Origin of the sequence: Pseudomonas chaetocerotis (genome assembly GCF_015712105.2) — a bacterium.
Lineage (GTDB): Bacteria > Pseudomonadota > Gammaproteobacteria > Pseudomonadales > Pseudomonadaceae > Aquipseudomonas > Aquipseudomonas chaetocerotis.
This window is the reverse complement of sequence record NZ_JACFYX020000017.1, coordinates 59,106-69,469: the sequence shown is the minus strand read 5'-3', so window position 1 is coordinate 69,469 and position 10,364 is coordinate 59,106. Positions and strand designations below refer to the sequence as shown.

12 protein-coding genes are annotated in these 10,364 nt (G+C 63.7%); 5 read left to right on the top strand and 7 right to left on the bottom strand.

What is annotated here, in order from left to right:
• The first annotated feature begins 59 nt into the window (after nt 1-59).
• The 3 genes from H3221_RS23690 (at nt 60) to H3221_RS23680 (ending at nt 2,766) form a co-directional block, all read left to right on the top strand.
• A complete protein-coding gene (locus H3221_RS23690; protein ID WP_196476139.1) occupies nt 60-1,406 on the top strand; it encodes a class II 3-deoxy-7-phosphoheptulonate synthase in 1,347 nt (448 codons plus the stop codon).
• A gap of 162 nt (nt 1,407-1,568) precedes the next feature.
• A complete protein-coding gene (gene loiP / locus H3221_RS23685) occupies nt 1,569-2,324 on the top strand; it encodes a metalloprotease LoiP (RefSeq protein ID WP_196476140.1) in 756 nt (251 codons plus the stop codon).
• A 52-nt stretch (nt 2,325-2,376) separates the two neighbouring features.
• Complete coding sequence (locus tag H3221_RS23680) at nt 2,377-2,766, top strand: lysozyme inhibitor LprI family protein (RefSeq protein ID WP_196476141.1); 390 nt, start codon at nt 2,377-2,379, stop codon at nt 2,764-2,766.
• On the opposite strand, the gene H3221_RS23675 is transcribed toward H3221_RS23680, so the two are convergent.
• The 4 genes from H3221_RS23675 to H3221_RS23660 are packed head-to-tail and all read right to left on the bottom strand — an operon-like array spanning nt 2,763 to nt 5,653.
• Complete coding sequence (locus H3221_RS23675) at nt 2,763-3,956, bottom strand: winged helix-turn-helix domain-containing protein (RefSeq protein ID WP_196476142.1); 1,194 nt, start codon at nt 3,954-3,956, stop codon at nt 2,763-2,765. The two genes, H3221_RS23680 and H3221_RS23675, sit on opposite strands and share 4 nt — an antisense overlap.
• Nucleotides 3,957-3,995: 39 nt before the next feature.
• A complete protein-coding gene (locus tag H3221_RS23670) occupies nt 3,996-4,442 on the bottom strand; it encodes a DUF3291 domain-containing protein (RefSeq protein WP_196476143.1) in 447 nt (148 codons plus the stop codon).
• Between the two features lie 17 nt (nt 4,443-4,459).
• Nucleotides 4,460-5,404: a DMT family transporter gene (locus H3221_RS23665; RefSeq protein ID WP_196476144.1), complete on the bottom strand. Its 945-nt coding sequence runs from the start codon at nt 5,402-5,404 to the stop codon at nt 4,460-4,462.
• 24 nt (nt 5,405-5,428) lie between these two features.
• Nucleotides 5,429-5,653, bottom strand: coding sequence for a DUF1127 domain-containing protein (locus H3221_RS23660; RefSeq protein ID WP_196476145.1), 225 nt, complete (start codon nt 5,651-5,653; stop codon nt 5,429-5,431).
• A gap of 97 nt (nt 5,654-5,750) precedes the next feature.
• Between H3221_RS23660 and H3221_RS23655 the strand changes: the two genes are divergently transcribed.
• Entirely contained in the window at nt 5,751-6,605 is an 855-nt protein-coding gene (locus tag H3221_RS23655; protein WP_196476146.1) for a LysR family transcriptional regulator, read from the top strand.
• Here the strand turns inward: H3221_RS23655 and H3221_RS23650 are convergent.
• A complete protein-coding gene (locus H3221_RS23650; protein WP_196476147.1) occupies nt 6,600-7,367 on the bottom strand; it encodes a sulfite exporter TauE/SafE family protein in 768 nt (255 codons plus the stop codon). The two genes, H3221_RS23655 and H3221_RS23650, sit on opposite strands and share 6 nt — an antisense overlap.
• Before the next feature lie 100 nt (nt 7,368-7,467).
• Here H3221_RS23650 and H3221_RS23645 point away from each other — a divergent pair, with 100 nt between their 5' ends.
• Nucleotides 7,468-8,430, top strand: coding sequence for a LysR family transcriptional regulator (locus H3221_RS23645; protein WP_196476148.1), 963 nt, complete (start codon nt 7,468-7,470; stop codon nt 8,428-8,430).
• 102 nt (nt 8,431-8,532) lie between these two features.
• Here the strand turns inward: H3221_RS23645 and efp are convergent, their stop codons facing one another.
• A complete protein-coding gene (gene efp / locus H3221_RS23640) occupies nt 8,533-9,105 on the bottom strand; it encodes an elongation factor P (RefSeq protein WP_074914953.1) in 573 nt (190 codons plus the stop codon).
• Nucleotides 9,106-9,139: 34 nt separating this feature from the next.
• Nucleotides 9,140-10,282, bottom strand: coding sequence for an elongation factor P maturation arginine rhamnosyltransferase EarP (earP, locus tag H3221_RS23635; RefSeq protein WP_196476188.1), 1,143 nt, complete (start codon nt 10,280-10,282; stop codon nt 9,140-9,142).
• Nucleotides 10,283-10,364 lie beyond the last annotated feature (82 nt).

Sequence of the window (10,364 nt, the reverse complement as noted above, 5' to 3'; positions counted from 1 at the left end):
AGCTCTGGGGCTTATCGGTTACCATGCGTCTCCGCCTGATCAACCGCTAGAGACGCCGCATGTCGAACGCCTGGAGCCCCGAAAGCTGGAGGGCCAAGCCCATCCAGCAGCAGCCTGAATACCCCGATGCCGCGCACCTGACCCGCGTCGAGCAAACCCTGGCCGGCTACCCGCCACTGGTATTCGCCGGCGAGGCGCGTGAGCTGCGTCGCCAGTTCGCCGAGGTCACCCAGGGCCGCGCCTTCCTGTTGCAGGGCGGCGATTGCGCCGAGAGCTTCGCCGAGTTTTCCGCCGCGAAGATCCGCGACACCTTCAAGGTGCTGCTGCAGATGGCCATCGTCATGACCTTCGCCGCCGGCTGCCCGGTGGTCAAGGTCGGGCGCATGGCCGGCCAGTTCGCCAAGCCGCGCTCGTCGGGCAGCGAAACCATCGATGGCGTCACCCTGCCCGCTTACCGCGGCGACATCGTCAACGGCATCGGTTTCGACGTCGCCAGTCGCGTACCGGACCCGGAGCGCCTGCTGCAGGCCTACCACCAGGCCACCGCCAGCCTCAACCTGCTGCGAGCCTTCGCTCAGGGCGGTTTTGCCGACGTGCATCAGGTGCACCAGTGGAACCTCGATTTCATCGCCAACTCGGCGCTGGCCGAGAAGTACCACCAGTTGGCCAATCGCATCGACGAAACCCTGGCCTTCATGCGCGCCGTCGGCATGGACAGCGCGCCGCAGCTGCGCGAAGTCAGCTTTTTCACCGCCCACGAAGCGCTGCTGCTGAATTACGAAGAAGCCTTTGTGCGTCGCGACAGCCTCACCGGCCGCTGGTACGACTGCTCCGCACACATGCTGTGGATCGGCGATCGCACCCGCCAGCTGGACGGCGCGCACATCGAGTTCATGCGCGGCATCGAGAACCCCATCGGCGTGAAGGTCGGCCCGAGCATGGACCCGGACGAGCTGATTCGCCTGATCGACACCCTCAACCCGGACAACGATCCCGGTCGCCTCAACCTGATCGTGCGCATGGGCGCGGACAAGGTCGAAGCGCACTTCCCGCGTCTGCTGCGCAAGGTCAAGGCAGAAGGTCGCCAGGTGCTGTGGAGTTCCGACCCCATGCACGGCAACACCATCAAGGCCAGCAGCGGCTACAAGACCCGCGATTTCGCGCAGATTCTCAGCGAAGTCCGGCAGTTCTTCGCCGTGCATCAGGCCGAGGGCACCTATGCCGGCGGCATCCATATCGAAATGACCGGGCAGAACGTCACCGAGTGCATTGGCGGTTCCCGCCCGATCACCGAGGACGGCCTGTCCGACCGTTACCACACCCACTGTGACCCGCGCATGAACGCTGACCAGTCCCTGGAGCTGGCCTTCATGATCGCCGAAACGCTGAAGCAGGTACGCCGCTGATCCTCCGCGCCCTGGCCATTGGCCAGGGCGCGAACCGGCTCGCACTCTTTTTGTGCGCTATCCGGCATAATGTCGCTCCATCGCGAGCACCGTGCAGGTGCCAAAGACGCTACCCAGCCGGAAAGGACTCGCGGCCAACACCCCCAACAAGGACGATGAACCATGCAACTGCGCACCACCCTCTCCGCTTTCGCCCTGTCCAGCGCTGTATTGCTGACTGGCTGCCAGAACATGTCCCCCGACGCCATGCTGCAATCGGGCCTGATGGCCGTGCAGGCCGCAACCCTCAGCGACGCCGAAGTACGCAGCATGTCCGACCAGGCCTGTGCCGAAATGGATGCCGAAGCCAATATCGCCGGTCCGAACAGTCCGTACAGCAAGCGTCTGGACAAGATCGCCAACAATCTCGGTCATCAGATCAACGGCACGCCGATCACCTACAAGGTGTATCAGGCCGATGAGGTCAACGCCTGGGCCATGGCCAACGGTTGCGTGCGCGTCTACAGCGGCCTGATGGACCTGATGACCGACAACGAAGTGGAAGGCGTGCTCGGCCACGAGATCGGCCACGTAGCCCTTGGCCACAGCAAGAAGGCCATGCAGACCGCCTACGCCACCACCGCCGCGCGCAATGCAGCAGCCGCTTCAGGCAACGGCACCCTCGCTGCCCTGTCCACCTCGCAGCTCGGTGCTCTGGGTGAGCAACTGGTCAATGCCCAATTCTCGCAGAGCCAGGAGAATGCCGCCGACAACTTCTCCTTCGACCTGCTGACCCAGCGCAACATCCCGCGCGATGGCCTGGTCACCGCGTTCGAGAAGCTGGCCAAGCTGGGCGGCGGCGAAAGCAGCATGTTCGACTCGCACCCGGGCTCCAGCGACCGCGCCGCCAATATGCGCACTCGCCTGGCAGCCAAGTAAAGGTCAAGTTCAGGGGCTGCCAGTGCAGCCCTTGTCTCACCGGGAGATTGCCATGCCGATACTGCGCAGCGGCCTGCTGCCGCTCATTGTGCTGTTACCAATCGGTGCCTGGGCCGATTACGACCAGCAGTACCAGGCCTGTCTGGATGCCAGCGGAGTGCTCAACAACGCCAGCGTCGCCGGCTGCGCCGAAGGCGTATCGGAAACGGTGAAGAAGGAGATGAACCGCGTTTACCAGCAGTTGTTCCTGAAGCTGCAGGAAGACGCGCCACAGGACGCCGAACAGCTGGAAACCGCGCAAAGGGACTGGCTGAGCTACCGCAACGGCCAGTGCGACCTGCAGGGCAAGCACATCGGTTCGCCGATGTACTACACCTGCCCAATGCAGCTGAATATCCAGCGCGTCGAGGAACTGAAGTTGCTGCTGGAGAACGGCGGTTAACCGAGTAGCCCACGCTGGCTGACACTCGGCGCCAGCCAGACCTCATCCAGGCCCAGCCAGTGCGCCAGCGCGCGCAGCGAGTCTTCCAGCGCCAGGCGCGCTTCCTCGCTCAACACGGCCTCTTCCAGATGCACGGCATGCACCGCCAGGCGCCCGTTCACGCGCTCGCTGCGCAGGTCCACCCGCGCCAGCAGGCGTTCGTGATGCAGAAACGGCAGCACGTAGTAGCCATACACGCGCTTGGCCTGCGGGGTGTAGATCTCCAGGCGATAGCGAAAGCCGAACAGCCGCTCGGTGCGCTCACGCTCCCAGATCAGTGAATCGAACGGCGACAGCAAGGCGCTATGGCGAACACGCCGGGGAATGCGCGGCTCGCCCCGGCAGTAGGCCACCTGCCGCCAGCCCTGCACCGCGACGGGCAACAGCTCGCCCGCCTCCACCAGTTCGGCGATACGGTGCTTGCTGTCACTGACGTCGAGTCGGTAGTAGTCGCGCAAATCGCGCTCGGTCGCCACGCCAAGGGCATCGGCAGAACGCAGCAACAGCCGGCGCTGCGCTTCGGCCTCATGCAGATCCGGGTGATTCAGCACATCCGCGGGAATGACCCGCTCCGGCAGGTCGTACAGCCGTTCGAAGCCGCGGCGCCCAGCAACAGTGACCAGACCTGCGGCGAACAGCCATTCCAGCGCCATCTTCTCCGCGCTCCAGTCCCACCAGGGGCCGGCTTTCTCGGTACGCGAGGAAAGGCTGCCGGCTCCCAGCGCACCGCGCTCGTGCACGGCCTGCAGCACGCTGTCTATCGCATCGCGCCGCTCCACACCGAACTTCGCCAGCTGACTGTAGATGCCCTGCCCATCCGCGGCTCGGCGCATTCGCCAGCGCAGCAGCGGATAGAGCTCGAGTGGCATCAGCGAAGCTTCGTGCCCCCAGTATTCGAACAGCCGCCTGCGCCGCGCCCGGTCCCAGGCCAGTTCATCGAGGTGCTCGGCCTGGTAATGACCAAGACGGGAAAAAGCTGGCAGGTAGTGCGAGCGCACCAGGGCATTGACCGAGTCAATCTGCAACACACCAAGGCGCTTGATCTGCGCCTGCAGGTGCTTGCGGCCTATGGCGCCGCGTGGCGTACGACCGAACCCCTGGGCAGCCAGGGCCAGGCGGCGGGCTTCAGCGAGAGAGAGTGAGCGCGTCATGGCGACTCAGCCTATCAGGCAGTTTGGCTGCCGACGAGTTCAGGCCGGCGCGGCGAAGGCTTGGCGAAAGGTGAAGGCCTGTGCTGTCGCGCCATGCTCGCGCAGATGCGCCAGGCGCTCGGCGGCTTCGACCACGCTCGGCCGATGCCCGGCTGGCACCCACCACAGCACCTGGTGCGTCTGTTCGACACGTTCGAACCATTCGCGGCGGCGCTTGAGCATCTCGGTATGCGCCGATTTATAGACGTAATCGCTGAGCGACTTCACGTTCTGCCAAAGCGACATGTTGACCAACACCTCATCACCGAACGGACGGATCGCCGTCGCGTCCCCCGCCTCGTCCTGCAAACGCCAGACATAGCCAGGCGAGCCTTCGGCCAGCGCGTTGATACGCTCCAGATTGGCGACGAAGTCAGCCATCTCTGGCGACTCCAGCGGCGCCTTCATCCAGGCGATGTTCAGTTGAGCCAGGTGATAAGCAGACAATTTCCAGCCTCCTTGCGTCAGGGTTGCTGTGGCAAACCACGCCAGCCGGCCAGACGGCGACGCAACCAGGCCTCACTGCTGACCAGGGTGATGCCCGACAGCACCAGCGCTGCGCCAGTGATGAAGTTCAGGGTCAACGGCTCGTCCAGCACCAGCACGCCGAAGGTGACGCCAAAAAGCGGGGTCATGAAGGAGAACACCGCCATGTTCGAGGCCAGGTAGCGGCGCAGCAGCCAGAACCAGGCCAGGTAGGTGAAGAACGACACCACCACGCCCTGCAGCAGGATGCTGGCGATGGCAATCGGGGTCCAGCGCAGTTGGGAGAGGTCGACTACCACCAACGCATAGGTCAGCAGCAGCACGAACGCCACCGTCAGTTGATAGAACAACGTCAACCCGGCCGGTGCTTCGGACAATCGTGAACCGCGCACGACGACCGTGGTCGCGCCCCAGGCCATGCCGGCACACAGCCCCAGCGCATCGCCGAGCAGCATGCTGCGATCGATCTGGGCCCAGTTGCCGCCCACACCGAAAGCCATCACCACGCCGCCGAAACACAGCGCAATGCCCAGCCACTGCAGGCGACGCAAGCGCTCGCTGGGTAACAGCAGATGCAGGCCAAGCGCCGAGAAAATCGGCGCCGTGTAAAGAAACACTGCCATGTGCGAGGCCGTGGTGTAGCGCAGGCCCAGCGCAATAAAAAAGAACTCCAGCGCGAACAATACGCCGGCCAGGATCCCGGCCAACCAGGTCGCACTGACCCACTCGCGCCAGCCGCGCTGCCACAGCAACAGCAGGCCGACCAGCAGCGCGGCAACACCCGAGCGCAACGCCACCTGCAGCATGGGCGCGATATCGTCCGCCGCCAGCTTGATCGCCACCTGCTGGCTGCCCCAGATGGCGCACAACAGCAGCATCAGTTGGAACAGGAAAAAATCGGCGCCCTTGCGTACCGCGGTCATTCAGCAACTCCTGTCATTCGCCACTCACTTTCTCAACGGGTCATCCCAGAACGGCCGTTCGGCCTCCTGCAACGCATCGGCCCGGGACAGCCCCAGATCCTTCAGTGCAGCATCATCCAGCCGCGCCAGTTGCCCCCGTTCGCGTGCCAGTTGACGCCAGCGCCGCAGCATACGCCACATACCGACCAGTGATGGCAGACGTTCGAAGTGGATGGCCTGAGCCAACGCATAACCTTTCTGACCTTTCATCTTTTCGCCCTCCTTGTGGGGTTGGCGTCAGTGTCAGGTCGCGCTTAAGATCAATCCAACGAATGTTTCTTATGGAATCCATCTCGAGGATTGATGAATGGCCTTCCACCCCAGTATTGATACCGAATTGCTGCGCAGCTTCGTTGCCATCGCCGACACCGGTGGTTTCACCCGCGCCGCAGAAACGGTCAATCGCACCCAGTCAGCCGTTAGCATGCAAATGAAGCGGTTAGAGGAAGACGTGGTACAGCGCCCGTTGTTCGAGCGCGACGGCCGCCAGGTGCGGCTGACGCCCGAAGGCCAGGTGCTGCTGGGTTACGCGCGGCGCATCCTCAAGCTGCATGGCGAGGTGCTCAATACCTTGCGCGAACCGCACATGGTCGGCGCCGTGCGCATCGGCACACCGGACGACTACGTGATGCGCTTTCTGCCGGAGATTCTCTCGCGCTTCGCCCAGGCCTATCCGCTGGTGCAAGTGGAAGTGCATTGCGAACCCTCCGGGCAATTGCTGCTGCGCCAGGATCTGGACCTGACCATCGTCACCCGCCAACCCGGCAAGGAGATCGGCCAACTTCTGCGCCAGGAGCGCTTCGCCTGGGCCGTGGCGCAGGGTTTCGACCCGCATGAACAGAACCCCATGCCGCTGGCCATGTTCAACGCCGACTGTTTCTGTCGCGAATGGGCCTGCAACGCGCTGGATGCGATGAGTCGTCCCTACCGCATCGCCTACACCAGCCCCAGCCTGTCGGCGATTTTCGCCGTGGTGCGCGCGGGCCTCGCGGTCACTGCGCAGCTGCAAAGCCTGATCACGCCGGATCTGCGCACTCTCGGTGAAGCCGAAGGCCTGCCTCTGCTGCCACTGACCAGCATCGTGCTGCTGCGCAACGAAAGCAGCCAGTCACCCGTCACCGAGTGCCTGGCCGAGCATATCGTCGAAGGTTTTCGCCTATAGGCGGCCGCCCGACTCCAGCGCGAGCAGCAGCGCACAGAGCAGCAGGAAGCCGCAGAACAGGCTGCGCAGCAGACGCTCCGGCAGCGAATGCGCCAGGCGCACGCCCCAGCTGATGCTGAGCAGGCCGCCCACGGCCAACGGCACACCCATCCACCAGTTGACGTGATCATGCAGCGCGTAAGTGAACAGCGTCACCCCGGTGCTGGGCAGCGCCAGCGACAGCGACAACCCCTGCGCAACCACCTGGGTGGTGCCGAACACACTGGTCAGCACCGGCGTTGCCACCACCGCGCCGCCCACGCCAAACAGCCCGCCCATCGCACCAGACACCCCGCCCAGCACGCCAAACCAGCCCCAGTGATGACGCAGCGCGCCACTGGCCGGCGCCTGCGCCATCAGCATGCGCAGCAGGTTGTAGGCCGCCAGGGCCAGCAGAAAACCGACGAAGGCCCAGCGCATGGTGCGCGAATCCACCTCCACCGCATACAGCGAGGCCAGCCAGGCGCAGAAGAAGCTGGTAACGCCGAGTAGCAGGGCATAGCGCAGATCGATGCGATTGCGTTGATGGTAACGCCAGATCGCTAGCATCACGTTCGGCACTACCATGACCAGTGCAGTCCCCTGAGCGAGCTGCTGATCCAGCCCGAAGACAATGCCCAGCACCGGAATGGCGATCAGCCCACCACCGATGCCGAACAAGCCGCCCAATGTTCCCAGACCCAAGCCCAGCAACAGATTCAGCAACAGGTCGAACAGATTCATGACACCTCCAGACAGTGGGCGCATGTTAATCAGCCGCGGCTAGCGCGGAAACGCACAGCAACGCACAATGGCTTTGCTTATCTCGCACAAGCAGGTTGCCATGAATCCCGATGCACTGACCGACCAACTGGAACTCTTTCTCGATGTACTGGAAACCGGCAGCTTCTCCGCTGCGGCCAGGCGCCATCCGCTCACGCCTTCGGCAGTAGCACGGCGCATCGACGCCCTGGAGCGCGCGATGGGCAGCAGCCTGTTCAACCGCACGACCCACGCGGTGCGCGTTACTCCGGCGGGCCTGGCGTTCGCCGAGCGCGCCAGGCGCATCCTCGCCGAGCTGCACCTGGCGCGCGCCGAAGCGGTCTCACTGAGCAGCGCACCCGAAGGCCTGATCCGTATCGACGCCCCCTCGCCTTTCGGCAGGCGCCACCTGGCTCCGGCGATTGCCGAGTTCCTGCGCGCCAACCCCGGCCTGGACGTGCAACTGCGCCTGATCGACAGCTTCATCGACCTGCAGGGCGAGCACTTGGGCGAGGTGGATATCGTCGTGCGTATCGGCCCGCTGCCGGATAGTCGCCTGGTGGCCACGCCCCTGGCGTCCATGACTCGCATCGTCTGCGCCAGCCCGGACTACCTGCGCCGACGCGGTATACCACGCAGCCCGCTGGAGCTGGAACAACACGACGGCCTCGACTGGGACAGCCTGGCGCCACCCTATGCCTGGCGCTTCGAAGTTGATGGCAAGCTGCAGCTGTGCAAGCCCAAGCGCCTACGACAGACCAGCAACAACGCCGAAACCCTGCTGTTCAGCGCCCTCGCCGGCCTTGGCATCGCCCACCTGCCCACCTGGATGAGCAGTGAGCACCTGCAACGCGGCGAGCTGATCCCACTGTTCTGCGAACAGGGCCTTCCGCCCATCGAGCCGGTGAGCATCTACGCCCTGCGTCTGGAGCGCGAAGCCAGTCCGCGCACACGCTTGCTGCTGAGTTTCCTGAAGCAGCGTTTCGGCTTTCCGCCGCCCTGGGACCTGGCACTGCAATCCAGCCTGGCCATCCCGCAGCAGTAAGATCATGACCCTAGGGTGCTGCGCCGCGTGCACCACGAAAACAGACGCGTGACGGCCATAAAAAACCCGGCGCCTAGGCCGGGTTTCTCGTACAGCTCAAGCTCAGGCTGGCGCCTGGGTGCGGCCCTTGTAGGAACCGTCACGGGTGTCGATCTCGATCCAGTCGTCGATGTCGACGAACTCGGCGACCTTGATCTCGGTACCGTTACGCAGCTTGGCAGGCTTCATGACCTTGCCGGAAGTATCGCCACGAGCAGCGTTCTCGGTGTAGACAACCTGACGCACGATGGTGGTCGGCAGGTCAACGGAGATCACCTTGCCTTCGAAGAACACGGCTTCGCAGACGTCGGTCATGCCTTCTTCGATGAACGGCAGAACGCTTTCCAGATCTTCGGAACGCAGCTCATAGGAGTTGTACTCCGGGTCCATGAACACATAGTCCTCACCGCTGATGTAGGACAGGTTCACTTCCTTGCGCTCGAGAATCACCGGCTCCATCTTGTCGTCGGCTTTGTAGACGGTCTCGGTCTTGGAACCGTTGAGCAGGTTCTTCAGCTTCATCTTGACGATGGCGCTGTTACGACCGGACTTGGTGAACTCGGCCTTCTGGATCAGCCACGGCTGGCCATCGATCAGGGCCACGCTGTTGACTCTCATTTCTTGTGCAGTTTTCATGCGGATATCCGAAATATGCGGGAGGTACAGAAATCTAGGCCGCGTATGATAGCCAATTTAGGTAAAACTGTTCCAGCGCCGTGGCAAGATCTGCCCATGCAGCCTGCTGATCGCACCATTGCTCGGCATGTCGCTGCAGTAGTGGCCAAGCCTTGAGAAGCGCAGCCCAGGCCGTTTCCATCCCTTCACCGCTATTCCATGCCCGCCAGAGTTCCGCCTGAACAGCAGCGGCTTCAGGCATCAGATCGGCGTTATAAATCGCCAGAAACGCCTCGAGCTTGTCCCAGTGCGCCCGCTCCTCCTGCGGGTAGATGTGCCAGAGCAACGGCCGCCCCGCCCATTGCGCGCGGACGAAGGAATCCTCACCGCGTACCGCATTGAAGTCGCAGCACCACAGCAGGCGATCGTAGTCATCCTGGGCAACGAAGGGCAGCACATGGATCAGCAGATTACCGCGCAGGCCGTGATCACCCGGCGCCAGTAGCTCCCCGCCAAGCCAGATCTGCAGGTCAGCGAGAATCTTGCCCTGCGGCACCAGCAGTTGCGTCGGCTGCGGATCGGCTGCCAGAGCATCCAGCCATCCCGCCAGACCTGCGTTCTCGTAGGCGAACAGCGATATCAGCCGCGCCCCCGCTTCACGTGCCACGCCGATTGACTGCAGGAAAGCCTGCTGCGCCTGCCCGTCAGCTTGAAAGGTGCGCCGCCGCTCCAGCAGGTCGGCCTCGCGCAGCAAACCGCCCGTGCCCTCCACGAACCCAGGAAAGAAAAAGAATTTCTGCAGGCCTCCAGGCTGCGGCGATGGCAGGCCATGACAACCAGCGACCCAATCCTCGGCACTGAGATATTCCAGGTTCAGCCACAAACGGCGCGTACCGCTGGCCGCCATCGCCGCAACATAGGAAGGCGGCAACTGACAGGCGAAGGCCTCGATCACCACCTCAGCTGGCTCCACCAGGGGGAACGGCTCCGCCCACCGGCGCACCTCGACACCGCTCCAGCGTTGACATTCGGCATCAACACTGGCTTCCGGGCACAAGCGTACGAAGGCATCCAGCTCGTCGACCCACAGACGCACCGCATGCCCCTGCTCGGCCGCCAATTGCCGGGCCAGCCGCCAGGTCACGCCGATATCACCGTAGTTGTCCACCACGCTGCAGAAGATGTCCCACCTGGCCACACTGCGCCCCTTCAGAAAATGATCGCCATTGTAACCAGCGAGCAAGAAAAAGCCCGCCAGAGGCGGGCCAAGGGGAGCGCTG

Bases quoted from the DNA above. Each gene is read 5' to 3' on its own strand.
- H3221_RS23690 (WP_196476139.1), top strand. From the start codon at position 60: ATGTCGAACGCCTGGAGCCCCGAAAGCTGGAGGGCCAAGCCCATCCAG.
- loiP (WP_196476140.1), top strand. From the start codon at position 1,569: ATGCAACTGCGCACCACCCTCTCCGCTTTCGCCCTGTCCAGCGCTGTA.
- H3221_RS23680 (WP_196476141.1), top strand. From the start codon at position 2,377: ATGCCGATACTGCGCAGCGGCCTGCTGCCGCTCATTGTGCTGTTACCA.
- H3221_RS23675 (WP_196476142.1), bottom strand. From the start codon at position 3,956: ATGACGCGCTCACTCTCTCTCGCTGAAGCCCGCCGCCTGGCCCTGGCT.
- H3221_RS23665 (WP_196476144.1), bottom strand. From the start codon at position 5,404: ATGACCGCGGTACGCAAGGGCGCCGATTTTTTCCTGTTCCAACTGATG.
- H3221_RS23660 (WP_196476145.1), bottom strand. From the start codon at position 5,653: ATGAAAGGTCAGAAAGGTTATGCGTTGGCTCAGGCCATCCACTTCGAA.
- H3221_RS23655 (WP_196476146.1), top strand. From the start codon at position 5,751: ATGGCCTTCCACCCCAGTATTGATACCGAATTGCTGCGCAGCTTCGTT.
- H3221_RS23650 (WP_196476147.1), bottom strand. From the start codon at position 7,367: ATGAATCTGTTCGACCTGTTGCTGAATCTGTTGCTGGGCTTGGGTCTG.
- H3221_RS23645 (WP_196476148.1), top strand. From the start codon at position 7,468: ATGAATCCCGATGCACTGACCGACCAACTGGAACTCTTTCTCGATGTA.
- efp (WP_074914953.1), bottom strand. From the start codon at position 9,105: ATGAAAACTGCACAAGAAATGAGAGTCAACAGCGTGGCCCTGATCGAT.